Source organism: Hymenobacter montanus (assembly GCF_014699115.1).
Classification (GTDB): Bacteria; Bacteroidota; Bacteroidia; order Cytophagales; family Hymenobacteraceae; genus Hymenobacter; species Hymenobacter montanus.
In genome coordinates, this window is sequence record NZ_JACXAD010000038.1 from 1 (window position 1) to 26,284 (window position 26,284).

Genomic DNA, 26,284 nt, shown 5'->3' on the forward strand with positions numbered 1-26,284 from the left:
GCTCAGCCCCGCTTCACTACGCTGTACTTTCGTCGGCAGCCGGTTGGATACTATAATCGTTCTGGACATCAAAAAAAATACTGAGGAGCTAGGTAACGGCGGCAGGACCGATGCTGGTTTGCGGCTGGCCGGCGGACCCGCTGGAATGGTGCCGGGAAGCCGCAGCGGCCCCACTCATTCCAATGGTTCCACCAGCGAGCCATCCAGCCCCTAATACGATACTTGGGCGCGCAGAGCGAACCGAGGAGCTACTTATTCTTTACTGATTGGGGGTGACCCAACGGCCGGGAACCCCGGTAAGGTGAAGCACTGCCCCCGCGAAAGCAGGTGTACCCGCAGGTCGCGGATAGAAAATACTTCGCCCGGGCGTACCTCGTAATATGGTGTTGCCGATGCAGTCGTGGCCGTCGATCACGACCACCATGCCATTGCCAATTACTTCCATCTCCGCGCCTTTGGTTACGAGCACCGCGGTGTCTTCCTCCAGGCCCAGCCCGATGCAGCCGGGGTTAGTGGCAATAATCTGGGCCATGCGCACGATGCGCCCACGGGCCACGAAGTGCGTGTCGATGGCTACGTCACGCAGGAGCTGCAGGCCGGTGGTGATGTGGATTTCATCTTTGCGAAACCCGGCGTCGTTACGGCCTTGGTAAATCATGGGCGTGCTCATGGCGGCCGCGCCGGCGCTGGTGCCGGCAATAACGATGGGCTCCGCCAGGTACCGCTCGGTGAGGCGCCGGAGCAGGTGGGTGCCCCCCAGGATGGCGGTAAGACGGAGTTGGTCGCCCCCGGTAAACATGATGCCATCGGCCCGATTAATGGCCGCCAGGGCTTCGGCCTCGTTGGCCTGCTGCCGCTGCCGAATATTAAGCACCTCCACGTTTTCGATGCCCAGGGCCGTGAATACCTCCACGTATTCCTGTGCTGCCTCTTCGGGTACTTCCGAGGCGGTAGGTATCACCGCCACGCAGCGTTTGCCGGGCAACTCATCCACGAAGCGTTGGAGAATAAAGTCGGCCGATTCGTCGTAGTCGGCTTCGGTACCCCCTTCCTGGCCGGGGGCTTTGCGTTTCTCGTGGCCGCCAATGGCCAGCAACAAGCCCTTAGGGCGCTGGGTACGAATGGTCATAAATTAAGATTCAATGAAGGGGCCGCGGTGATAAACACCGCATTCCCTGGTTGCTACCTCCACAGACGCCCTGGCGGAACCCGTCAGCCAAAGCGCCTGCGGAGGTAGGCCGGGCAGCATAGCGGCGGGCAAGCGCCATACTACCCAGTTCATCGGTCCGATTAGGATAGCCCGTAACGATGAACCCGTAGGATTCTACGGCTAGCGAATAGGCTCGTAGATGTCATAAATACGGAATTTGAGGACTATTTAATCCGTATTTGAACGTAAGACCGGGTGGTGCCACGAATGGCCCGCAGGGCTTCGTGGTACCACTACTCGTAGAACCATAGTTGCACGCCCCGCTGCTTAGTGGTACCACGAGCCGCTCCGCGGAATTCGTGGCACCACGCCGCCCCCACCCTGGGCTCGGGCCAGGAGGTAGGCAGTTCCTTGCTCACTCGTCTTTCCAGATGCCTACGTAGGGTTCGCCATTGCCCACGCGGTAGGCCCGGCGCATGAGGTTAGAGTTGAATTCCAGCGCGATGTTGCCGTCCTTGTCAATGGCAATCATGCCCTTGTCGCCTTTCAGGTCTTCGTCGTGCAGTTGTAGGGCAGCCTGGCAGGCAGCGGTCAGCGGCAGGCCTTTGTACTTCACCAGGGCGTAAACCTCGTGGGCCAGAGCGCCGCGGACGATGACCTCGCCATCGCCGGTGCAGGATACGGCGCAGGCGTCGTTGCTGGCGTAGGTGCCGCCGCCCAGCACGGGGCTGTCGCCCACCCGGCCTTTGAGCTGGCCTTCGATGCCGCCCGTGCTGGTGGCCACGGCCAGGTTGCCGGCCTGGTCGAGGGCCACGGCGCCCACGGTGTCGTGGCTGGCGGGTTGAGCCAACTCCTGCTGCTTGCTTTCCAGCCATTCCCGCTGGGTTTTCTCGGTCAGGAAATAGCTCGGGGGCTTCAGGGGCAGGCCGTATTCGAGGGCTAGCTCCAGGGCCCCATCGCCAGCCATGTATACGTGCGGGCTCCGCTCCATCACGGCGCGGGCCAGGCTGATGGGGTGCTCCACGTAGCGCACGCTATTGACGGCCCCGGCTCGTAGGTTGGAGCCGTCCATGATGGCGGCGTCCATCTGCACTTCGCCCTGCTGGGTGAGGCCGCTACCCCGCCCGGCGTTGAAGTGCTCGTTGTCTTCGAGGCTGCGCACACTGGCCTCCACCGCATCGAGGGCGGTGCCCCCGCGGTGCAGAATTTCCCAGCCGGCTTGCAGGGCCTGGCTCAGGCCCTCGCGCTGCCGGGCTTCTTCTTCGGGGCTTAGCTGGCCCGGTTTCATGGTCACGGCTCCGCCGTGGATGACAATTGCGTAGTTGCTCATATGCCTAACTGATGGAGTAAGTTGCCGGTCGCCTGCCCGCAGATAGCGGAGGCGGTAGTAGCCCTACCGGCTAGGGACACTAAAATTGAGTTGGAACCAGCCCCCGCTGGCCTCGCGGGGGCCGGGGCAGTTGGCTGTCTGCCGCACGAGGCCGTCGCCGCAGGCTAGCGAATCTGGTGGGAAGCGGACGGGCAGGTATCCCAGGCGGGGCGCTGGTCTGCTGAGTTTCTTCCATGACAGCGATGCCCACCCAGCAAAGTAGCCTCAATTGTCTTCCTGAAAAACCGGATAACCGCGGGTAAGTAAGGCCCTTGCCCGGGGCGGCGCGCTGAAAAGAAATAGCCTTTTGCCGCCGGCGGGGCAGCCCAGGGATGAATTAGGAGGCATGCACTGAATTGGTGGGTAAACACTCACGCTCTACTAACGTACCGTTCCTGAGTTCAGAGAAGCGATAAACACGGGTTTTAACGGGCAGCTCCCGCTTTTCTTTCTCCGTATTCTTACGTAGACGCGGCCAGATTCGATTGCTACTTATCTGACGTTGACCCAACCTCACTTCATTGCCCAGACTCCGCTCAGGGCTCTTTGCCCCAGGCGCTGCCATAACCCTCGATTTGACTCTTGAGTAAATCAGGCACTTCTGCCCTCGAGGCCCTGAGGCCAGGGCGGGCCGGATCAGGCGAAGGGTTGAATGGGTGCGCTGCGATTTTTGCCCGCGTTTGAATTCTGACAACCCGTCGGCGCAGTCTCCGCGTTGGGCGGGTGTGGGCGGGGTTACCGGCTCGGGCGGGGCTGCGTTTTGCTGGTAGCTATTCCACCCGCCTCACCCGCAGATAATCCAGCAGGGCCTGGTTTACTTCCCCATTCATGTTCGCATTGGCCGGCTCGTAGGCCAACTTCAGTGAGTGGGGGCCTTTTTCCAGGCGCACTAGAATGGGGTTCGAGAAGCCCCAGTTCGACCACTCTTCCACCCCGCGCTGGGGCAGCACCACCGTGCCGAGCAGCTTGCGGCCGTCGCGCAGGGTGCGGATGGCGCACCGGTTGTTGGTGTTGATGGGGCCATTGCCATTGGCGTAGCGAAAGTCCAGGGCGTAGACCCCCGCCGCCGACACGGTGACGGGGATGGTCAGGGCCGTGTTACGGGTTTGGCTGATTTCAATGAAGCCGTGCCCGGTGAAGCCCTTATAAGCCAGATTGGCTTTGGGAGCCACGGTTTCGAGCTGTACCCACCGGGCGGGGATGGTAGGACCCGTTTCCAGGGGCTCGCTGGCGAACGACTCCCGGCCGGCATCGTCGACGGCGATAACCTGGTATACGGCGAAGGGGCCCGCCGGCACCACGTATTCGGAGGTCTTAATGGTGGTAACCAACACGCCGTTGCGCAGCACCTGATACTCCTCAGCATCTTCGGACTTGCTCCAGGTGAGGCGCTGGTTGGCGTAGGTTACGGTTGGGGTCTCGGGCGAGAACCGATTCACCACCCGGTTCACGGGGGCGGGGGCGGGAGCTTCGTTGCGCAGCACGAGGCGCACGGCGTGGCGGCCCGTGAGGCTGGCGGGCACTGCGGCATCCGGCAGGGGCTGGCCGTCGAGGGTAATGGTGGCAATGGCGTTGCCGAAGCCCTCCATCTCAATGTCGAGCACGGCCCGGCGGTAAGGGAAGCCCGTGAGGCGGCGGCGGCCCTGGAAAGCCTGCGGCACGAAGGGCTGGAACACCAGCCGGTCGGTCTGGTACTGCAGGCCGAACAACACTTTATACACCAGGCTCAGGCTGCCCGAGAGGCTCCAGAGCATGTTGCTGGAATTGATTTGGGTGCCGGCAAAGTCGCCGTTGCCGGCCACGTAGTTTTCCTTGTTGGTGAGGAAGAGGGCGGCCGGCCGGTAGATGGCGGCGATGCTCTCGGTGAGCGACTGCTCGTTGCCGACCTTGGCGGCGGCCAGGGCCCAGAAGCTCTGCACAAAGGGCCACACGGCGTTGTTGTGGTAGGGCGGAATACCGGGAATCTGGGGGTAGATGCAGGAAATGCCGTAGGGCGTGGTGGGAGTTTTGGCCACCACCTGCTGCGCCCGGCTCCCCTCAGCCACCCCGAACAGCACGCTCAGGGCCTCGCCCAGCGCTTCGGCGCGGGGCGAGAGCGCCAGGGCCGTGCGGCCGTAGAGGTACTGGCCGTAGTAGCCATAGCTGGGCTGCCAGAGGTGCTCGTTGATGGCGAACTTAATGGCCTCGGCCTGGCGGCGGTGCCGGGCCAGGATGCCGGGGTCGCCGAGCTTGGTCGCCATCTGAGCCAGCACCACGTTGGCCTGGTAGTGCACCACGTTGGTGCCCAGGTTTTCGGACTGGTAGATGTCGGCCGGCTGCATCCAGCGCGGGTAGGTCTGCTCGCGCCAGTCGAGGAACGACGACTCGCCCCGGACCAGGCCGGTAACGGGGTCGTAAGCGTTCTGCCGGTCGTCGATAATGGACTTCCGGATGATGGGGTACACCTTGCGCAGCCAGGCCTCGTCGCCGGTGACCTGGTAAATTTCCCAGGCCGCCGTGGCCCATATAACGCGGTCGGTGGAGCACGGGTAGGCCCCGCCGGTGCCGGTGTCCTGAATGATGCGACCATCGGCCGACACCTTGCGCAGGAGGCTCTTCATGGCCACCCGGGGCTGCAAGATGGCCTGGGCCAGAATAATGCTGTAGCTGATGTCGCGGGTCCAGACGCCGGCCCACTCCTGGCCGGTGCGGAAAGTGCTGTCGGGCTCCACCGCCCGGCGCGCTTCCTCCAGGGCCAGGTTGTAGAGAGCGTCGGCCAGGGGGTAGTCGGAGCTGTACTGGGGAAAGTCGGCGGTATTAATCCGCTGCTTCCACTGGCTGGCTGTCGTTTTGGCCGCGGCGGGCTGGTTCAGCGTCAGCGTCACCTCGTAGATGCCGTTGCCGTCCGGGTCTTTCAGCTCCAGCCCCGGCTTGTTTACCAGATTGTCGAAATCCCAGCTCAGCGGAGCCGCCCCCCCAGCCACGTACACGTGCTTGAAATCCTGTTGGTAGAGCTTGTCGCCCTTGAAGGTGGTGTAGAAACCATCTTTCTTGAAAGCTGCCAACACCGGCCGGAGATCCAGCTGAATTTTTACCAGCGTGTTCGGCGCCAGGTAGGTAGTGGCAGGCGCGGGCGTAGCATCCACGTAGCGCTGCCCAAACACGATGGGCGGCGTCTCGATTGCGGCGCCACCCGGCCGCGGCACGGCTACCAGCAGGTGGTTGAGTCCCGGCGTCATTTCATTATCCTTGCCATTGAGGCTGAACTTGAATTCTACCCGGGGGCTTTGAGTTTCATTGGCCGGGCTTTGATAGTTCGACACTAACTCCGTAGCAGAGAGGGCCTCAGCCTCGAATCTATCCTGCACTACCCGGTCGCGGTAAAGCCTGTAAGCGGCCGATTTCCAAATGGGAATTTCGGGAACCGGAGTCGCCGCAGCTACGGGCACCGCGGGCCGTTGGGTCTGGCAAGCACCCAGCAAGCCCAGGGGTAGCAGAGAGCCGACAAAAAGGGAACGGAAGTTCATTAATAGCAATAAACAGAGAAGCACAGGGGTAGAGTAGCGCGCAAATTACGGAGTTTTCTACCGGCCCGGGTACGGGAACAAGGGCGCCGCTTGCCCGTTATCATCGAACAGGACTCGTTAGAAGGCCCTGATGGTCTAGGATTCAACCGCGAAATGCCGTTCGGGGCGCGGCATTCCGTACAACCCCATCTCCCACCCTACTCCATGAAGCGACTACTCTTTTTACGGATTGTCCCCCTCCTGCTGCCGGGCCTGCTCGTCGTTCTGGCCGCTCAAACGCCAAAACCCGGCCGCCTGGAGCAGACCTTGCGAGTCAGCCGCTGGAAGCAGCGGGTGCTGCTGGTCGTGGCTCCCTCGGCCAAGCACCCTGACTTTCGGCAACAAAAGGCCCTGCTGACGAATCAGGCGGCGGGCCTGGCCGCCCGCGATTTCCGGGTGCTCGACGTTTTGTATGACGAGCTTTCCGACGCCGACACGCAATTCCTCGTGCGTGAAATTGGCCTCCAGCCCCCCGCCTTCGCCACCGTCATCATCGGCAAAGACGGCGGCGTGAAAGCGCAAAGCCCCCGCCCCATGGCACCAGCAGCCTTATTCAGCACCGTGGACAAGATGCCCATGCGGCAAGCGGAAATCCGCCAGTCACGCCACCATCAACCACCCAAATGACATTCCGATAGAATAGCCGCAGAGCGGCGACAGGTTGGTAGCAAGCCAAGCCGAATGAGCCCGAAAGCCGCGTAGCGGTGACAGAGCCTCTAGCCGAAGCTGTCGCTGCGGCTTTGCCCCGCAACCCATTACGCATTCTACCAGCTTGCCCGCGCAGTCCGGCTATTTTTCTTCGCTCCAACTAAATAAATACCGGGGGTCATATTCTATTTCAAACCGCTTCAAAATATCCAGGTACTCTTCTCGAAACGAAAACTTCCTATGGTGCTCCGGTTGGGTCAGGATATAATTGATTACGCTGTCGAGCTGCGACTTGGCGTAGGAGAAGGCCCCATATCCCCGTTGCCATTCGAAGCGGCCAGGCAATAGCCGGTTTTCGTTGAGCCATTTGGTGGAATTGCTTTTTACCAACTGCACCAGCTCCGCAACCGACTGGTCAGGATGTAGGTCGACCAGCAGGTGCGTATGATCAGGCATACAGTAGATAGACAGTGCTTTGTGCTGCCGGTCGCGCAAGATGCCACAGAGGTATTGCTGAAGACGTTCACGCACTGTTTCGGCAATCAGTTGCTGACGACCCTGAACGGCGAAAACCAGATGGATGTAGAGCTGGGTGTAAGTATTAGTCATTACAATATATAGTTATATAAAAATATAAATCTATTTTAAATCTGTCACCACTACGCGGCTTTCGGGCTCATTCGGTTTGGTTTGCTACCAACCTGCCGCCGCTACGCGGCTAGAATGCTCGTCCTACTTTTCACTGGGGCATTTTGATGCAATTTGGTATGCCTGTCACCGCTAGGCCTCAGCTCTTAACTGAATTCTTATCCGGTGCCCCCTCTCCTGCGGCTTCGCGCATCAAGAGAACCAGGGTCGTGCCCCATAGGGGTCCCGTGAGGCCCCCGCTACCCCAACGACTTCGTAAAGCCCACCTTGATCTTGAGCTGGAAATCCGCAATCACCTTGAATATTTCCTTCAGCGTCACCTGCTCCACCTTGGTCAGGGTTTTCGGGTCCAGGTAGTTATCGGGCGGCACCTTGTCGCTGATGATCTGCACGGCCTGCTTCTTCAGGCGCACGCCCATGAGGTAGTAGTACGATTGCAGCAGCTCCTGGGCCTCTCGCTCCGTGAACACGCCCAGGGCCTTGAGCGCCTCCAGGCGCTCGCCGGTGTTGGTGGCGAAGATGCGGTGCTTGAGGGCGTACATCCGCACTAGGTCCACAATGGGCGACATGGTTTTTTTGAGGTTAAACACTTGCTGCGTGCCCACGGTGAAGGTGCGGATGTTGCGAAAAAACGTGAGCGGCGGCTCGTACTGCAAGGCATTCACGGCCATGTAGTGGAAGAAGCGGTCGACCGGCTTTTGCAGCTCCACGTCCAGGAAGGCGTGCAGCTCGTCCATGATGCCGGGGTCGCCGTAGAGGTAGCGGCAGTCGAAAGAGGCGGCGAACTGCATGCCGGTTTCGGGGTTCGAGTCGGTCATCCACTGCTCGTAGTTGCGCTTCCAGTGCGAGAGCGAGTGCGTCCACTGGGGGTTTTTGGCCATGAAGCCGCCCTCACAATAGCTGAACCCGATTTCGTTGAGGCGGTCCGACACGAGCTCGGCGAAGTGCAGGAAGTAGGCGCGCACCAGCTCGCGCTGCTCGTTGGCTTTGTCCTCGTAGATGATGGCGTTATCCTGGTCGGTGAGCAGGGTTTGCTCCTTCCGGCCCTCGCTGCCCAGCACCATGTACACGAACCGGGCCGGCGGCGGGCCCAACTCCCCAATGGCATCCTCAATCACCTTCAGCGCGATGGTGTCGGACACGGTGGTGATTACCTGGTTCACGATCTCGGGCTTCACCCCGCGGTTCAGCAACTGGTACACCATCTCCGGCACCTGCTCCCAGCGGCGCTTGAGCTCAGGCACGGCCTGGGCCTGTTTCACCGACTGAATGAAGATGAACGGCGACTGGGCCTGGTCGTCGGTGAGCAGCTTGGTGCGGCTGAGCGAGCCCACGTACACGCCATCGGTTTCGACCAGCAGGTAGCGGGTTTTGGTGCGGAACATCAGCAAGATGGCCTCATACACAAAGGCCTTGGTGCTGATGCTCACCACCGGCGCGTCCATAATGGCGCCCACGGGTTGGTGAGGGTCGGCTAAGCCCGCTACCACTTTATCGCGCAGGGTTATGTCGGTTACGAAGCCGGTAATCAGGCCGTGGCCGTCGTCGTTGATGAAGTAGCAGCTGGTGCGGGCCGCGGCCATGCGCCGGGCCACTTCGTAGATGGGCGTGCTGGCGGGGCAGGCCATTACGGGGCGCAGCTCCAGGGTTTCGATGCGCCGCGAAAACAGCTGGTCCGACGAAAGGTAATTCTCGCCAGCGCTGCTGGCCGGGCGCACGAAGTGGGCGTACTCCTCGTTGAGCATGCGCTGGCCGTAGCGCGCCGTGAAGAAGTGAAAGAACTGCTCGTAAGCCAGGCACAGCGAGCGAAATTCGCGCCGGTGCAGGAAGTACACGCGGGTGTCGCGCTTGGCCAGCACCGTGCGAAGCGACCTCTTCTTATTAAGCAGCACCGAGATACCCCCGTAGCACTCGCCGCGGCGGCTGTACTCGGGCACCCGCCGATTCTGCTGGCTATCGTAGAAAAACGTCTCGTACTCGCCTTCCACAATGATGTCGACTCCCCGCAGCTTGGTAACGTCCTGGTAGTAAATGATGGTCTCGCGGGGGTGGTGCACTTCCACCAGGCCCGCCGACACTTCGGCCAGCACCTCCTCGGGCAACAGGTCGAAGGGCTTTACGGTGCGGAGAAAGTCAAGTCGCTCGGTCATGTTGGTGCTTGGTTGTTGGTGCTTGGTGCTTGGTGCTTGGTGATTGGTTGTCAAATGTTCGCGGCGGGTGGCAGTGGTTAACCCATCAAGAAAAAGGCCAACAGTACCAGCGCCAGTCCGGCCAGCAGCAGCCAGGCGGCCACGCCTACCTTCGGCCAGAGCTGAGGCCTCTTGGCCGATACTGGGGCCGCCAAGCTTGCGGGGCCCTGCCGGGCTACGGTCTCATCGGTAATTGTTCCCTGTCGGCGCAGCTCGAAATAGCAGCGAGCGGTGGCGCGGGCATCGGCCAGGGCGTCGTGCTCTCGTTGCAGGGGCTCGTGGAACAGGCGCTGGTACAGTTCGCCCAGGCGCAGAAAGCTCTGGGTGGGGTAGCGCACCAGCGGGCCCGTGGCGCGCATGGTGCAGAAAGTGGGCAGCTGCTCCAGCGGGTTCGCCAGTCCGGCACGGTGGAAGCTCACGCCCATCATGTGGAAGTCGAGCTGCATGAAGTGCGCCACCACCAGCGGCTGGTAGGCCAGCAGGTCGCGTTGCAGGCGCTGCATTACGGCGTGGCGCGGCTGGCCGTGGGCCCGCAGAAACTCCAGCGTGAGGCCGTGGATGCTGCCCGAAGCGGGGTCCATGTCGTAGTCGCTGGGCTGGATGTAATGGTTTTCGGCCTTCACTTCCCGCCCATCGGCCGTGCACACCACCCAGGCCAGCTGCGCGATGTGCGGCCAGGTATCCCGGCTCGAATACGGCTTATTCCAGTCGCGCGGCACGCCCGAAGTCTCGGTATCGACGAAGAGGAGATACTCTTTCAATGGGCCGTTGATAGTTTAGGTAAGGAGCATTCTTGGATTCGGTGTACCTGCACGGGAACCTCACGGGACCCCTACGGGGCGGGCCCTACCGGGTACGACCCCGGTTCGCTGGAGGCGCGAAGCCCCATAAGGGTCCTGTGAGATTTTCCCACCTGCGCCCGGTACACGGAGCTGAATCTCGCTATAATAAGCAGTTGGCAATAAGCAACTGGTGCGTGTTCCAGGCTTACGCGACCGCAGCGTGTAGCAGACGCGCGCCCGCCGGAAACCGTTCCGTTTCGTTCACGCCTCACTCCTGCCCTTCCCGGCTACGGCTGCCGCCAGCGGGAAGACTCGCGCAGCAGCAGTTCGGGTTGGAGCACGATTTTACGGGGCGAAAGCTGGCGGGTACGCTCCTGCACCATTTCCAGCAGCAGCCGGATGGCGGCCCGGCCCATTTCCTCGCAGTGCTGGTCGACCGACGTGAGCATGGGTTCGGTGAGCGAGGTAAAGGTTTCGTTGCTGAAGCCGGCCAGGGCGATGTCGTAGGGAATGCGCAGCTTGTGCTCCTTCAGCACCTGCAGGGCGCCGACGATGGAAAAGTCGCTGGCCGAAAACACGGCGTCGGGGAGTTGAGGCAGGCTCAGCAGCTGCTTCATGCCCTGGATGCCATCCTCCATCTTCATGTCGCCAAATACCACCAGCTCTTCCTCCACCGGCAGGTGGTGGTCGCGCAGGGCCTGGCAGTAGCCCAAGTAGCGGTTTTTGTAGATGTTCAGGTGCTGCGGACCACCGAAGTGGGCAATGCGCCGACAGCCCTGGTCGAGCAGGTGCTTCACCGACTGATAGCCTCCCTGGTAATCGTCCAACACCACCGCGCTCACGTCGATGCCATCGAGAATCCGGTCGAAGAACACCAGCGGAATGCCACGCTTACGCACTTTCTCGAAGTGCTTGAAATCGCGCGTGGTGCGGGATAACGACACCAGAATACCGTCAACCTGCGCGTTGATGAGGGTTTCGACGTTCTTCTGCTCGTGCACGTAGTCTTCGTTCGACTGGCACAGCATCACGTTGAAGCCCGCCTTGTTGGCTACGGCCTCGATGCCTTTCATCACCAGGGCAAAGAAATGCCCATCGATGTGGGGCACGATAACTCCCAGCGTGTTGCTGCGCCCCTTGCGCAGGGCGGCGGCTAAGTGGTTAGGCTGGTAATTGAGCTGCTCGGCCAGCTTCCACACGCGCTTCCGGGTGGTTTCGCTGATTCGGGAGTACCCGTTCAGAGCCCGCGAAACCGTCGAAACGGCGAGGTTCAACTCCTTGGCAATGTCGGAAATAGAAGCGCGTTTGAGAGCCAAGGTGCTGGAGCGAAAGATTTTTGCGGTACAATGATACGGAGCAGCCAACTCCCCTTCGATGAGGAAGGGCTACCACCAAGCCGCGGCTACGGGTCGCAGCCCTGGCACGACTCGCGCGGGCATCGTTCCATTGTCGTTCAACGACTTCAACCGCCTCCGTTATCACTGGTCCGCCCAGCGGCTCGCCCCGTCGGAGGCGGACCGCTGGGCGTTCACTCCGTCTCTTTGTAGTGCACCTCGGCCAGGCCGCGCAGCTTATCGGCGCTGAACTCGGGCGTGATGTCCCGCTGCGGATCGCCGAGCAGTTCGTAGCCCACCATAAACTTGCGCACCGTGGCCGAGCGCAGCAGCGGCGGGTAGAAATGCATGTGCAAGTGCCACTCGGGGTGCTCCTGCCCATCCGTCGGGCGCTGGTGCAGGCCAAACGAATAGGGAAAGGAGATGTTGAACAAATTGTCGTAGCGAATCGTGAGGCGGCGCAGGGCATCGGCCAGGGCGTCGCGCTCCTCGGGCGTGAGCTGGGTAATATCCTGCACCGGGCGGCGCGAAACGACCAGGGTCTCGAAGGGCCACACGGCCCAAAACGGCACCAGCACCACAAAATGCTCGTTTTCGAGCACCACCCGCTGCTTTTTCTCCAGCTCGAGGGCCAGGTAGTCGGCCAGCAGCGTGCGGCCGTGCTCCTGGAAATACGCCAGCTGCTGAACGCCTTCCTTGGCGGGCTCGCCGGGCACCGTTCGCTGGGCCCAAATCTGGCCGTGCGGGTGCAGGTTCGAGCTGCCCATCATTGTGCCCTTGTTCTCGAAGATCTGGACGTAGTTGATGTCGGGCCGGGCGCCGAGGGTTTGAAACTCGTTCACCCACAAATCCACCACCTGCCGGATGGCGGGCACGCTCATCTCCGGCAGCGTCAGGTCGTGGCGCGGCGAGAAGCAGATAACGCGGCAGATGCCCGACTCGGCCTCGGCCCGCAGCAGCCCGCCTTCGTTGAGGCCGCCGGTGGGCACGTCGGCCTGCAGGGCCCCGAAGTCGTTATCGAACACGAAGGTGGATTCGTACTGCGGGTTCACCTCGCCCCCCACGCGGGAGTTGCCGGGGCAGAGGTAGCAGGTAGGGTCATAGACGGGTCGCTGCTCGACCTGGGGCTTTTCCTGCTGGCCCTGCCAGGGGCGCTTGGAGCGGTGCGGCGACACCAGCACCCATTCGCCGGCCAGGGCATTGAAGCGGCGGTGCGGATGTTCAGTGCTATCAAAAGAAGCCATAAATCAGAAAGTGGGAAAGGATGCGAAAGAAGAACTAGGAGAAGCCGGATAGCGCGGCGCGGAACGGAAAACAGGAGTTGAGGAAGCGGCAGGAAGTGGGAGCAGGAAGCAATCAGCCCGGCATGCCCAGCATTCTACGCATCAAGCAAACCACAAGGCAGCTCACACTCAGCAGCAACTCATGGTAAGCTCCGCGGTTCGGCGCCGCGGACGCCAGCCGAGCAGGCCGCTCTGCTTTCCCTCACCCTTACTTACTGGTCGCTGCTCATCACCAGCTCCTGGCTAACGGCCCCTACCCCCGCCACAATCGTGGTCTGATAGGTTTCCAGCGTCAGCCCAAACCGCTGCTGGTATACCGCGCTCACGCTGGCAATGAACGGCTCCACCTGCTCGGGCGCCACCAGGTTGATGGTGCAGCCCCCGAAGCCGCCGCCCATCATGCGGGCCCCGAACACACCGGGCGCGGCCTGGGCCGCCTCAACCAACACATCCAGCTCGACGCAGCTTACTTCGTAATCGTCGCGCAGGCCGGCGTGGGAAGCGTACATCTCCTGGCCGAAGGCGGCCAGGTCGCCGGCTTCTAAGTGTTGGGTGGCGGCTTCTACGCGGGCGTTTTCCTGCACCACGTAGGCGCAGCGGCGGAAGATGAGGTCGCCCAGCTCGGCGCGGTGAGCTTCGAGCTGTGCGAGCGTCGCGTCGCGCAGGCTGGTTACGTCCGGGTAATGCTGCTGGAGCAGCGCCACGCCCCGCTCGCACTCCTGGCGGCGGGTGTTGTACTCGGAGCTGGCCAGGCTGTGCTTCACGCCCGAGTTGCAGAGCACAATGCGGGCTGCCTGGGTGTCGAAGGGGAAATACGTGTAGTCCAGCGAGCGGCAGTCGAGCCGGATCACCTGGCCCTCGTGCCCAAACAGGCTGGCGAACTGGTCCATGATGCCGCTCTGCACCCCGGCGTAGGTGTGCTCAGCCTTCTGCGCCACGTGGGCCAGCGCCATCTTGTCGAGGCCGGCGTGCAGCAGTTGGTCGAGGGCGAAAGCCAGGCCGCACTCCACGGCGGCCGACGACGACATGCCCGCCCCGATTGGAATGTTGCCACTGAAGACACAATCAAACCCGGGCACGGCAACGCCGCGCTGCTGCAGCTGGGCCGCTACGCCCAGCAGGTAGTTGGCCCAGTCAGTAGTGCTGGGGCTGATAGCGGCCGCGTCGGCCAGCTCGAAGGTCTCGCCCAAGTCGTGGGCCACCAGCCGAATGGTGGTTCCCCCGTTCAGGCCCACGGCAAAAAAAATCTCTTTATCGACGGCCGCCGGCAGCACGAACCCCCCGTTGTAATCGGTGTGCTCCCCAATCAGGTTAACGCGGCCGGGGGCGCGCACCAGCAGGGGTTCGTAAGCGAAGCGCTGCTGAAATTCGGAGTAGACGGCCTGAGCGAGGGTGGTGGACATAGCTGAAGGAAGGAAGTGGTTAAGGCGTAAGGAAACAAGCAGATAAGCGGCGCTATGGGATGCCGCCTGGGCGGCCAGCAGCGTTTGCCACCGGAAAAGTAGCAAGTATCCGCATCAGTTGCGCAAACGTTTGCCTATTAAATTTCCAATCCGGCTTTCCTCGTTGAGTTCTCCCGTAGGAAATGCCCGGGCCGGCCTCAATCGAGCAGTTCAGTTACTGGCCGCGCAAATCTCGGGCTCGCCCTGCTTCTCTAAAGCTACCTTTATTGGCTGGCCAGCGTATAAAAGGCCCTTGCTTTTTCTATTGAGCAGAAACCCCAAACTCCAGAGCCACTTTGTTATTATCTAAGCCAACGCCTCGAAAGTCTTGAATCCAGTATCGAGGATGTTTTGCTTCCCGGCAAGCATCCATCCGCTTCATAAGAGCCATCACAGCCGCTCGCTTCCAAAAGTTCTCTTCAAAGTATGACCTTAAGGATGCCGGGTTCTGCAGGAAAATTGTCGCTGAATCAGGAACAGAGACATTTTTCATATCCTCATCTTCAAAATAAGCGCGATCTTCCGCATAATACTCCTGGGCAATTGCAAATAGCTCACTACCTACCGCCATTCGATCTTCTGCTGTCAACTCGATAACCAGCATCCTTTCTCCTCTTGTCCGAAAGTGGTCCCAGCCTAGATCATCAAGTTCGATATCTTCCAAGAGTACGTTTTCTCCATCAATAAAGGCTCGCATTGTTTTCTTTACAGATAAGACTTGAATGCATCAATGCTTCTATCGGAGCTACGTTTGATACGGGCAGATGGTCCAGATTCTTCACCACTTTTTCTCCCATCGGCCTGAATGTCTGCCAACAGGAGCAAAAAAGAAGGAGGCCAGTCCGATTAGCACTGGCCTCCCCTTCCCCTGCTTGAAAGGAGAACGGACCTGCCTACTGAGCCAGCGGCTGAATCTCAAATCCGGCCTCCTCCACGGCCTGCACTACCTGGCGGGCCTTGGCCGGCTCAGCAGTAACGGTCAGAATCTTATCGGCGCTGCCAGTGTCTACTTGCCAGTTGGCGGCGCCCACTTCCTGGTTTAGCGTCGGAGTAACGGCCCTGATGCAATTGGCGCAGTTGATGTTGGTTTTAAAACGGAGAGTTGACATGACTAATAATGCTAAGGGTTGGAAAGCTGGGGCGAAAACCGCCCCTCATACACTGCTGGGCAGCATGCCAAAATTACCAATCGAAAAAGAGCGCTTTCGCACACAATTTTTCCCTAAAGCTGCATAATTAGGCACCCCAAGCCCGGCAAGAGTCACGCTGGCGACTTAGCCCGGTTTCAGGGTCGGGGTACCCCAGGCAACCGGCATACGCACCGGAAAATGACGCTAGGATTTCTTCTCTAGCTCCATCGAGCAGACGGGGCACTTGCCGGGCTTGGTGCTTTGGCTACCAGCGCAGCCCATAGGGCACTCGTAGCGCGCCTCCACGGCGGGAGCGGCCCCCGGCTTACTCGCCTCGGCTGGGGCTGCCGACGTCGCGGTGGCCGGCTTCTGCTCTCCGCAGCTGTTCAGCATTAAACCGCTGCCGACCAGCGCGGCGCATAGAAAAAAACGAAAGCGAAAAAGCATAGCAAGCAAATGAGTGGCGGACTACGTAAGCTCCAGGACCCTGGAAAGGCCCCGGCAAACAACAAATTTAGCGGACCAGGTTCCTCACGGGCGGCCCCGTGGTAGGTGAAGCCTTCAATTGAGCCGCGCCAAAGCGGTTCTTCATAAAAACGGTTTTTGGGTACTACCCAAAAACCGCCTGAGTCCCTGCCCCAGTTGGATTCCCGGCCTGTCTACATAGGGGGTCTGGCGAAGCGCGGGTCGGTAATGAATGTCGAATCGGTGAGGGTGCGCAAGAAGGCCACAATCTGGGCCTTCTCGGCCGCCGTGAGGTCCAGCGTGAGGCTTCGCTGGCGCGGGTCGTTGGTCGTGTTGAGCAGCAGCGGGTCGATGTTGGGGCTGTTGAGCACCACGTGCTCGTTGTAGTGGTCCAGGACTTGCTCCAGGGTCGCGAAACGGCCGTCGTGCATGTAGGGCGCCGTCAGGGCAATATTGCGCAGCGAGGGCACCCGAAACTTGCCGTTGTCGGTGGGCTGCCCGCTGACGCCTCCCAGGCCCCTATCGGCCGGAGCCAGGTCGAGGCCATTATTGCTGAAGGTGTGGTTGGTTTGCAAATCGCCGCTGTGGCAGTCGCCGCAGTTGCCGCCGCGCCGGGTGCCGTCGGGGTGGGTACTGAACAGCACCAGGCCCTGCTGCTCGTAGGCGCTCAAGGCGGCGCGGTCGCCGCGCCGGAACCGGTCGTAGCGCGAGTTGCTCGAAATCAGGGTGCGCTCGAACTGCGCCAACGCCTTGAGGATGTTTTCCTCGGTGATGGTGCGGCTGCCAAAAGCCTGGTTGAACAGCGTCGGGTAGGCGGGCAGCTGCTGCAAGCGGGCTGCCCCGACGGCCAGCGACTGGTGCATCTCCACGGGTTTCTCGATGGGGATGCGGGCCTGGGCTTCGAGAGTGGTAGCGACTCCGTCCCAGGTCAGCCGGGGCTCCCAGAGCAGGTTGGCCAGCGACATGGAACTGCGCGGCGACTCGGCCCGGTGCACGCCCACGGCGCGGGCCCGCCCATCGGTGAAAGCCAGCTCCTGGCGGTGGCACGAGGCGCAGGCCACCGTATTGTCGAGCGACAGCGCGGTTTCATAGAAGAGCCGCCGGCCCAGGGCCACGCCCTCCACGGTGAGGGGGTTATCGGCCGGTGGCGTGGTGGGCGTCGGGAAGTAGCTCGGCAAAACCAGGTTATAGGCCGTGGGCGTGGGGGGCCCATCCGGCCCGGGTGGGTCGCCCTCGGGCCGGCAACCAGCCAGGCTCAGCAACACCCCCAGACTTACTACAATGACTTTCATACCCGGACAGTTTTGAGGGCTTGATTGGAGTGAGTTGCGCACGGCGGGCGCCTCGCGGTCGAACGGAGCGAGAACGGCCGCCTGCGAAGTTACACCACTACAGCAGTTTTCAGAACCGCGGCTGTGGAAACCTCACGTGCCCTCGGCCGCGGTCCGCCAGGGTTTCGGCGACGCATTGCGCTATATATGACGCAATAACTATTAATGGCGCGCCTTATTCGTCTCATTCCTGGCACCCACGGCAAGCTGCTTCTCCTTCCGTTGCGGGCTTTATTGCCTTGCGGCTTGCTCGGCTACTGCTGCAGCTCGAAGCTGATAATCGTACCGCGCCCCACCCGGGAGTTGATCGAGAGCTGGCCGCCGAGCAGGGCCACCCGGTTGCGCACCCCCGCCAGGCCCATGCCCGCCAGGGGCTGGGCGGCCAGCGACTCAGGATCGAAGCCTTTGCCATCATCCTCCACGCTCACCTCGATGCGGCCTGCTTCGTGCGCCACGTGCACCATTACTTCGGTGGCCTCGGCGTGCTTCATTACGTTGTTGAGCAGCTCCTGCACCACGCGGTACACGGCGATTTCTACCTGCGGGCGCAGCCGCTGCTCCAGGCCGGACAGGTGCAGGTGCACGGGTAGGTGCGAGGGCGCGATGCGCTTGCGCAGCTCCTGCAGGGCCGTGCGCAGGCCAAAGTCTTCGAGAATGCCGGGCGTGAGCTCGAAGGAAATGGTGCGGGTGGTGCGAATGGCCTCGTGCAGCAGCTTTAGCGAAGCCCGGGGGGAGGCCGGCGCCCCGGCCCGGCCTTCCAGGTTGAGCTTGGCGGCGTAGAGGAGCTGGCCCAACCCGTTGTGCAGGGCTTCGGCAATGCGCTTGCGCTCGGTTTCCTGGGTGTGGAGGATGGCCGACAGCACCTCCTGCTGCTGGCGCAGGCGCAGCTGGGTAGCCTCCTCGGCCAGCCGGTTGCGCTCGGTTACGTCGCGGAATGTGATCAACCCACCGACGATCTCGCCGCCCTGGCGCAGCGGCACGTGGTAGGCATCGTAGTGCCCCGGGAAATCCTTAAATCTCTGGCTGGTCAGGACCACCGACTCGCCGGCCAGCACCCGGCTCACCAACTCCTGGGACTGGGGGCAGTCGAACTGGGGCAGCACCTCGAACAGGGAATGGCCCAGCATGGTGGCCCGCTCGTGGCCAAAGTAGCGCGTGGCCTGGCTGTTCCAGGCAGTAATGCGGCCTTCGTGGTCGAAGGCCACGATGCCGTCCACGCTATTTTCAAGCAGGCTCTGGGTGAATTCCTTTTCGGCTTGCAGCTGCTTTTTCTGCTGTTCGGCCTCGGTTACGTCCACCGAGAGCACCACGGCCTGCTGCCGCTGCTCGTCGAAGAAGCCGTAGTTCTGGAACGTCACGGGCCGGCCCTCGGCGCTGGTTCTGAGCAGAAACTCGGCCTGCCCCCCGCCCAGCACCGTTTGCAGGGGTTCGCGCAGCGCCGGAAACTCCTCAAACGCGTTGCGGCCGACCAGCTCGTCGTCGTGCCGGCCGATGGCTTGAAGGCCCGCCCCCACCGCTTCCAGGTACTGGCCATCGGGCCGAAGCCGGGCCAGCATCATAGGCATGTTGTTGAGCAGTTGCTCCAGCAACAGGGTTTTATAGTGCAGCTCATTCTCGGTCGCGTAGCGGGTCGTCACATCGCGCAGAACCCCCGCGAAAACCAGCATCTTACTGCGGGCATCGACCACGGCCCGGCCGGCCGACGACACGTAGCGCACTGCCGCGTCGGGCCCCACCACCCGGAAATCCAGGGCCAGCGGGGTCCGTTCGGCGAGGGCCTGTTCTACCGCCGCCCGCACGCGCTCCCGGTCATCGGGGTGGAGGCCGTCGGTGAACCCCCCCGCCGGTACGGACCCGGGGTCGAACGGCCGGCCGAAAATGGCCTGGGAGCGTTCGTCCCACCGCAGTTCGTTCCGGCGCACATCCCAGGTGAATACGCCGGTTTCCGAGGCTTCCAGGGCCAGCTTCAGGCGGGCTTTGCTCTCGCGCAACTGGGCCGCGGCTTCGCGCTCGGCCGTCACGTTCCGCCACAAGATGTGCACCAGGGGCGCGCCTCCCCCCACCTCGATGGGCGTGAGCACGGCTTCGACCCATATTTCCGCGCCCGATACCTGGTGCATCACGAACTCGCACCGCTGCGAGCCCGTGCGCAGGGCGTCGGCCACGGCTGCACGTAACACGTCGGCGGTGGGCCGGCCATCGGGCTGCCGGTCGGGCGCCGGGGCCCAGGCGGGGTGGCCCACCACTTGCTCCTTGTGCGTGGCGCCCAACAGGCGCAGCGCGGCGTTGTTGCAGTCCACGTACACAAACCCCTGAACCAGCACCACAGCGTCGCTGCTTTCGGTAAACAGCTTGCGGAAACGCTCCTCGCTGGCCGCCAGCGCTTCGGTGGCTTTGCGCCGGGCGGTGATGTCCACCACGGCCAGCCGACAGCGCGCGGTGGCGGTGCTATCCAGCGGGTCCCGCGCCTGCGAGCCCTCGATCTGAGCGTAGAAGAGGGTGCCGTCCTCGCGTTGCAGGGGGAACTCGCAGCTCAGCGGGCGCTCGGCGGCGAATAGCCGGGCCATAAACTGCCCAAACTCCATCCGGTGGGTGGGGGCCACGAACAGGGCAAACCGCCGGCCCACCAGGCGCTGGCGCACGGTGCCCAGCAGCTGGCTCCCGCACAGGTTAAGCTGCTCAACCAGGCCCGTGTCGCTGAGGGTGTAGTATCCCACCGGGGCGAAGTCGTACAAATCCAGGTACTGCGCCCGGGTACTCTGCACCTCCGCCTGCGCCAGGAGCAGATCTTCGTACTGCATTTCCAGCTCTATCTGGTGCACTTGCAGCTCCTGCACCAAGCGCTGCAAATCCTGAGGCGAGTGGTGCTCGGTGGCCGTCGTAACCAAGTGGCGCCGCCGGTCGGCGCGGGCCCGCAACGCCAGCAGCGCGGCATGCACGTCGGGCGACGGGCTGGCAGGATCGTCGTCGTACCGTTTCAGGTCCGTGGTAGAATTGGTATTCATAGCTGATAGCAGGAAGAGCGAGCTCGGGCGCGCCTGGCGCAGGCTGGCAATCAGATAGCCAGAAAAGACAGGAAGAAAACCAAGTAGTCAGGCAAAAATAACCATATAGTTTGTACCGACTTGGGTCAAGACGTATTCGATACGAAAGGTCTGAATGCTAGTATCCGGGACGCACCCAATACTACTTGCAACGGTGTCAAAGCAGTTTGATCTTGTTGAGTTCGGGGCGATAGGGCGGTACAACCAGCAACCGCAAGCCGGGGTGGGCCCATGCCGCTTGTTGCGCTTGTACCAGGTGGGCCCGGTGAATGCTTGAACGGCGAGTAACCTAAACACTAGAACCAACGGATTTTGTCGTTAGTCCTAGTATTTAGGTTATTTATCCAAGTGGGCGCGGCCGGGTTTAGGAAGGGGAAGGTTCCCGGGGCAACTTTGAAGGAGTGCTGGCCCCCGGTACTGGCGGCCCGTGCTACCGGTGGTCGTCCGGGCGCAGTGGCCCAGCCCGTGCGACGAACCGGGCCTTTGCCAGGACCTTGGACTCGCGCATTGTTTAGGGCCTGTTGTGGCCTTGCTACTCTGCTTGAGAGTTACTTACCCGGGCATCCCGGCCGGGCGATTTAGCAACCGCTCAGCTACCGGGTAGCGGCTAAGGGCGAGGACCGTTCCGGCTCATTATCTATGAACAAGGCCTCAATACTCGCCAGTTGATGACACGCCCCGCCCCCTCTCGCTTAGCGTACTGCTCCGGTCTCCTGCTGGCCCTGCTACTGCCTTCCGGCTGGTCCGGTTGGGCTCCCCCCCCGAGCGTCAGCCGCCCAGCCTACCAGACTCGGAGCGCGCGCCCTCCCGAGACTCCGGTAGCTTCTGCCCAGGCTCATCTGCTGGTGCCGGGCGCGGGGGTGGGCACCAGGGGCGGGCCGGGGCTTGACAGCCAGCCGCGGATACCACGCCTGGTACTACGGAAGGCGGATGGCGGGCCGCGGGCCGCGGGCACGCCATTTCGCTGGCACTGGCACGCTATCCGCTCGGCGGGCAGGTTACCCCCCCTGGCGCCCCGGCCGTACTCCTGTGCTCGGGTCACCACCGGCCCTACGGGACGAGGGCCGGTGCCCGCAAGTTTGCGCGGGAGCGCTGCCAAGGGCTGTTATCGCTGGCGGGACGAGGCCCCCGCTACGGGGCAGCACGCCCCGTCCGCTGGCCGATACGTACGCAACAGTGTCTTGGCCCATGGCGCCAAAGAGGACACCCTGGGTCACCGCTCCCAGCGCCACCGCTCTGGGGGTTCTCCGGCGGACCTGCTCACCGAGGTGGAGCCGATCCGCAGTCTGCGGGCGCTGCCGCTGCCCAAGGAGCTGCGCCTGGCCGCGCGCCCCGCCCCGCAGGCCGTGCTCGCGCCCTACGAGCGCGAAGGCAGCGGCGCGCTCACCGACTTCCAGGGCCAGGGCCCGGCCTTCACCCCCGCCGGCAGCTGGACCATCATGGGCGGCCAGGCCCGCACCGGCACGAGCACCTACCAGCCCAACGAACGCGCCGAGCTCGTCAGCGCCCCCGTGTTGCTCGACACCGCCCTGACCGACCGGGCCTACGCCCTGATGGGCTTCATGCTCTACTTCGACGAGCGCTACGCCCTGGAAACCGGCCACGACGTCGGCGCGGTCTACCTGCAGCACGAGCGGCCCGACCAGAGCTGGAGCCCGTGGAGCCTGCTGAGCCAGCGCACGGGCCAGCGCCCCGGCCCGGGCCTGCGCACGACCTACCTGAGCCTGCGCGACCCGGCCCTGTGGCAGCGGCGCGTGCGCGTCAAGTTCGTGCTCGAGAGTGACTGCGCCGCCCAGTACGAGGGCTGGACCATCGACAACGTCGTTTTCCGCCAGATCGTCACCACCCCCCAGATCCGCACCGCCTTCGTCCCCGGGCTCCCCATGGCCCCGATCGGGCCGAACACCGGGGGCCTGCCGCGCGTCCGGCCGGGCGATCTGCTCCACCCGCCCATCAACGGCCTCCAGCGCTGGCTCGTGCCCGCCCTCGAGCGCCTGCAGCAGCACCCCTGCCGCCTGGACGTGACCTTCGTCGTCAACGGGGCCTACATCATGTACAACTCCATTGTGCAGGACCTGCCCCGGCTGGTCAACAACAACCTCGACCAGCTGGCCGAGCTGCTGCAAGGCGCCCGGCAAAGCTCCTGCAAGCGCGTGCGCTTCGTCGTGGCCGGCGGCCGGCAAGACCCGCTGCCCGACGGCACGCGCTTCAACTACGCCGTGTTCGGGGCGGGGGGCGAGGGCTCGAACGCCCACGCCAACCTAGTGCTGACCAACCTGACCGACCTCAAAGAAAAGGTGCTGGCCAAGGTGGCCCGCAACTGGGACCAGAACACGATCCGCCCGCAGAACGGGGCCTTGCTGCTCAAAACGTACCTGGACACCTACTACGGGGCCACGCCCGAGCCGGGCGTCAAGCGCGTGATCGTCGTGCTCAACAACTCCGACGAGTTCGACAACTTTGATTTCAGCCACGGGCCGGTCGTCACGGCCCCGCAACTGCGGGCCCAGCTGGCGGCCCAGGGCGTCACGCTCCTCGTCAACACCCACCCCCAGCTGGCGAACCGGTACGGTTTGGGCGTGCTCCAGCAGGCGGCGGCGGTGACCTACCAGGACGCCGACCCCCAGCACATGCTGCTCGACCTGGCCGCCGCCGCCGCCTGCACCCCCCAGGACGAGCCCTGTAACGACGAGGACGAGGCGGTGCGCCTGGTGAGCGTGGACTTTCAGGGCCCCGACAACCACCCCATGCAAAAGCAGGCCGTGCGGAAAGAGGACCCGTGGCAGGACGACGCGTACGCCGACGCGGGCAACCTAAAGATCGACTACCCCGAGTGGCAGGCCGCGGAGCAGGAGGGGCCGCCGGCCGTCAACGACCCGGTGGCCCAGACCTGGCAGACCCCAGCCGTGATGGAAGTCCAACTGCGCGTGGGCCGCACGGCGGCCAAGGCCGGGACCCTGGCGGTGTACCGGGACGGGGCCGTAGTGGCCAGCAAGACGGTGAGCCTGCAGCCCGGGCTCAACACGATTGCCGACTGGACGTGGGACCAGCACGTGGCCGACGTCACGGGCGAGCAGCAGGTCAACCTGACTTGGCGCTTCACCCCGGATGGGGCCGACCAGCAGTTCGTCGGCGCCTCCTCCCACACCTTCTTTATCATGCTGGATAAGCTGGCCTTGACAGGCGACGATAAATACGTCGGACGAACAGCCAAGCGGATGCAGTTCGTGGCCCAGGCCATTGCCGACATTTGCTGCAACCGGCAGAATGCCCAAGAACCCGGCGTGGACGAAGATGGCTTGTCTATTACCTACTACACGGTGACACCCAAAAAAGAAGCCGTCTTCAAGGTCTTTGAATACTTTGAAACGAGAAACATCAATTTTGATCCCCTCTGTGCACCATGTTTGTCGAACAAAATACCATGGGATATACTTGACGGACTCAACAACGGCTCCGGAGACTGTGGAAGTTTGGCGGACCTCATGCAGGTGACACTGGGAATGGGAGGCGTCGAGGCCCGGCACAAATACCTTTTTGCTACCACCAAAAACGACTTTTCCTTTTATAAAGATGCCAAAGAAGGGTGCGTAGCGGATTTAATCGAAAAGCGGGACTTTGTCATTGATGGACAGACAAAAACCTTGCAGTTGATGTACAAAAATGGAGGAGATCCAAATATAAATATAAAAGAATCGGTTACTGTTGCAGAAGGGTTTCTAATAGCACCTGGGGTAGGCATTTGGGATGATCCTGTTGATGTGCTAACCAATTTTATTTGCCCCAATACCGTAGAATCCGGCAACTATCAGGTTTGGGTAGAGAATCAAGGAAACAACATAGGAACAGTACAAGAAATTCCTGGTCATTACCCGGAGCCGTTTCCTTTCGACTGTTCGGCCATTACCAGCTACACCTACAAGGGCCAGGGCAAGGTTAAGCGCAAGACAAAAACCAAAACGGCAGCTGCCTCTGCTTCTCGGGCTGGCACGTCTGCTGCGGTAACCGGAACACGGGCGGCAAATCAGGCAGCAGCGGCTGCTCCTCTGGAGGTGTACCCCAACCCGTTCCAGGACGAGTTTAGCCTCAGCTACGAGCTGCCACAAGCCGACGGGGTCAGCGTGCTGCTCGTGCCGCTCACTGGCGGGCAAGCCACCTCACTGCTTACCGGCAAACAGCAAGCAGCGGGCCGCCAGCAGCTCACCTTGCGCAGTGGGGGTGTGGCCCCGGGCCTGTACCTGCTCATCGTCCGCGGCCGGCGCGGCTTCGAGCTGCGCCAGAAGCTTGTCAAGCTGCCCTAGGGAACGGCGGGAGGCGGCACCACTGCTGCCCCCCGCCAGGCGGCTAGGTCCCGGACTCTGCTTCCCGAAAGCACTAACGGCACCCCGGCAGCTCGGCCCCCCTGCCCAAGCCGCGGCCGGCGTAGCACGCTCTACGGCAGCAACCTTATTCGCTTCTGGTATTTTTCCCATCATCGGTTGCCTAAAGACAGGTGGCCAGAGCACCCATTCAGCGCTAAGGGCGCCCCATGCCGCTGTTGGTGGCGGTCTTACTTTCCTTCATTTTCCTCTCTGCCATCCTGTTCTACTACCCATGAATACAAGACGCGTATCCTTCGCCTGTGCCTGGGGCCGGCTGCTGGCCCCATTACTGTTGCTGCTACTGACGTCTCCGCCTGGCGGGGCTCAACAAGCGTCTCGTCAATCGACCCGCCCGCCTCATACTTCTCGTTCTCATTTAATGAGCCCATCCAAGTTCGGAGTGTCTTCCGCACAAGCCGATCCTCGCAATGCCCTGGCCCGAACGACCACGACCGCAGTCCGACAAGACTCACTCTTTACCAATCCCTCCTTTGAAGGTACCACTCCGCCTATATTCAATCGCGGCGCTCCGGGGGTCCCTCTTATTCTTCCAGCTGGTTGGGGGAGGTGCAGCTCCATAGTCCCCGATCTATTACCTGGATTAGATCAGGGCCGCGGTAGTACTCTCATCCCTGCAGATGGCAATGCCTATCTTGGATTACACACGGCAAATGGTCACATTAATTACTTCAACCAACGATTGCGCGTGCCGCTCAAAGCGGGCGTTACCTACACATTTTTGGTCGACGTAGCCTATGCCCACAACTATGATCGATATTTTCCTTACCGTGAAGTCCCCATTACTTTACGCGTTGAAGGGGCTTCGGGAGGGTGTGGGTCTTCTTCTCCCCCCTTGTGGAGTAAAGTCATCCCGATGGACCGCACCACGTGGCAAACCGATACGGTGACCATTACACCCGCTGCCATTGTCACCAATTTACAATTTTCGATAACAGGTACTACTTCCCCCGTTTATGGCCCTGGAGGTGTAATAACTGAGGCTACTACAGGTGCAGTACTGATTGACAACCTGCGCACGCTACCGAGCCTAGCGCTGCAGCGAGCCGACGGCACAGCGCAGGCCGCGGGCAAGTCCTTCCACCTGCTCTGGCAACCTGTGCTCACGGTGGGCGGGCTCGACAGCCTAACCCAGCCGCAGCGGCGCGGCACGGTCACTACCTTCCAGGGCGGGCGCGTGCCCCTGCCACCGGCCCTGCAGGTGACCAGCGCCCGGGGCTTCTACTTCTACCAGGAAGCCGCGCCGGCCACCGGGCAGGACACGTTGTTTTATGGGCTGTACGTACGCAACACGCCCCTGGCCAACGGGGCCAAGGACGACACGCTGCGCCACCTCTACCAGTGCCGCCGCACCTTCGGCTCGCAGGCCGGCCTGCTCGCCGACTCGCTCCAGCCGCTCACCCTCGGCACCCCGCCCGCCAGCGCGGCCCAACGGGCGGCCCCGGTCCAACGAGCCGCTTCGGCCTTGGCCCCCAGCGCCGCCCCTGCCCCAGGCCCGGGCCGCCGGCCCACCGCGCCCCAACGGCGCCCGGCCCCCCGGCCCGA

The 26,284-nt window shown here is 62.4% G+C and carries 17 protein-coding genes; 3 read left to right on the forward strand and 14 right to left on the reverse strand.

The features are described from left to right. Positions 1-259: 259 nt before the first annotated feature. From IC235_RS21245 to IC235_RS21255, 3 genes are all read right to left on the reverse strand, one after another. The gene (locus tag IC235_RS21245) at positions 260-1,129 is read right to left on the reverse strand and encodes a cyanophycinase (RefSeq protein WP_223847468.1); all 870 of its coding nucleotides are present in this window, start codon (positions 1,127-1,129) and stop codon (positions 260-262) included. Positions 1,130-1,565: 436 nt separating this feature from the next. Further along, positions 1,566-2,480, reverse strand: coding sequence for an isoaspartyl peptidase/L-asparaginase family protein (locus IC235_RS21250; RefSeq protein WP_191007229.1), 915 nt, complete (start codon positions 2,478-2,480; stop codon positions 1,566-1,568). Positions 2,481-3,289: 809 nt separating this feature from the next. After that, positions 3,290-6,025 (reverse strand): MGH1-like glycoside hydrolase domain-containing protein, encoded by a 2,736-nt coding sequence (locus IC235_RS21255; RefSeq protein ID WP_191007230.1) that lies wholly within the window; start codon positions 6,023-6,025, stop codon positions 3,290-3,292. A 204-nt stretch (positions 6,026-6,229) separates the two neighbouring features. On the opposite strand from IC235_RS21255, the gene IC235_RS21260 reads away from it, so the two are divergent. Beyond that, complete coding sequence (locus IC235_RS21260; protein WP_191007231.1) at positions 6,230-6,691, forward strand: DUF4174 domain-containing protein; 462 nt, start codon at positions 6,230-6,232, stop codon at positions 6,689-6,691. Between the two features lie 162 nt (positions 6,692-6,853). Here IC235_RS21260 and tnpA read toward each other — a convergent pair whose 3' ends face one another. From tnpA to IC235_RS21315, 11 genes are all read right to left on the reverse strand, one after another. Beyond that, positions 6,854-7,321 carry an IS200/IS605 family transposase gene (gene tnpA, locus IC235_RS21265; protein WP_191007232.1) on the reverse strand — a complete coding sequence of 156 codons (468 nt, stop codon included), beginning with the start codon at positions 7,319-7,321 and terminating at the stop codon, positions 6,854-6,856. A 278-nt stretch (positions 7,322-7,599) separates the two neighbouring features. Then, positions 7,600-9,510, reverse strand: coding sequence for a DUF294 nucleotidyltransferase-like domain-containing protein (locus IC235_RS21270; protein ID WP_191007233.1), 1,911 nt, complete (start codon positions 9,508-9,510; stop codon positions 7,600-7,602). A 77-nt stretch (positions 9,511-9,587) separates the two neighbouring features. Further along, positions 9,588-10,310 (reverse strand): 3'-5' exonuclease, encoded by a 723-nt coding sequence (locus IC235_RS21275; protein ID WP_191007234.1) that lies wholly within the window; start codon positions 10,308-10,310, stop codon positions 9,588-9,590. Between the two features lie 308 nt (positions 10,311-10,618). Beyond that, a complete protein-coding gene (locus tag IC235_RS21280; RefSeq protein ID WP_191007235.1) occupies positions 10,619-11,647 on the reverse strand; it encodes a LacI family DNA-binding transcriptional regulator in 1,029 nt (342 codons plus the stop codon). Between the two features lie 212 nt (positions 11,648-11,859). Further along, positions 11,860-12,909: a UDP-glucose--hexose-1-phosphate uridylyltransferase gene (locus IC235_RS21285; RefSeq protein WP_191007236.1), complete on the reverse strand. Its 1,050-nt coding sequence runs from the start codon at positions 12,907-12,909 to the stop codon at positions 11,860-11,862. A 251-nt stretch (positions 12,910-13,160) separates the two neighbouring features. Beyond that, on the reverse strand, positions 13,161-14,351 hold the full coding sequence (gene galK, locus IC235_RS21290) for a galactokinase (protein ID WP_191007237.1): 1,191 nt from the start codon (positions 14,349-14,351) through the stop codon (positions 13,161-13,163). A 301-nt stretch (positions 14,352-14,652) separates the two neighbouring features. After that, positions 14,653-15,087 (reverse strand): hypothetical protein, encoded by a 435-nt coding sequence (locus IC235_RS21295; RefSeq protein WP_191007238.1) that lies wholly within the window; start codon positions 15,085-15,087, stop codon positions 14,653-14,655. A 196-nt stretch (positions 15,088-15,283) separates the two neighbouring features. After that, complete coding sequence (locus IC235_RS21300) at positions 15,284-15,499, reverse strand: heavy-metal-associated domain-containing protein (RefSeq protein ID WP_191007239.1); 216 nt, start codon at positions 15,497-15,499, stop codon at positions 15,284-15,286. Positions 15,500-15,724: 225 nt separating this feature from the next. Beyond that, positions 15,725-15,967 carry a heavy metal-binding domain-containing protein gene (locus IC235_RS21305; RefSeq protein WP_191007240.1) on the reverse strand — a complete coding sequence of 81 codons (243 nt, stop codon included), beginning with the start codon at positions 15,965-15,967 and terminating at the stop codon, positions 15,725-15,727. Between the two features lie 212 nt (positions 15,968-16,179). After that, on the reverse strand, positions 16,180-17,277 hold the full coding sequence (locus tag IC235_RS21310; RefSeq protein WP_191007241.1) for a cytochrome-c peroxidase: 1,098 nt from the start codon (positions 17,275-17,277) through the stop codon (positions 16,180-16,182). Positions 17,278-17,570: 293 nt separating this feature from the next. Beyond that, positions 17,571-20,321, reverse strand: a complete 2,751-nt coding sequence (locus tag IC235_RS21315) for a PAS domain S-box protein (RefSeq protein ID WP_191007242.1) — start codon at positions 20,319-20,321, stop codon at positions 17,571-17,573. Positions 20,322-21,541: 1,220 nt separating this feature from the next. Between IC235_RS21315 and IC235_RS21320 the strand changes: the two genes are divergently transcribed. Then, positions 21,542-24,661 (forward strand): hypothetical protein, encoded by a 3,120-nt coding sequence (locus IC235_RS21320; RefSeq protein WP_191007243.1) that lies wholly within the window; start codon positions 21,542-21,544, stop codon positions 24,659-24,661. A gap of 913 nt (positions 24,662-25,574) precedes the next feature. Beyond that, positions 25,575-26,284 (forward strand): hypothetical protein (locus IC235_RS21325; RefSeq protein WP_223847469.1); only part of this gene is annotated, 710 nt, incomplete at its 3' end.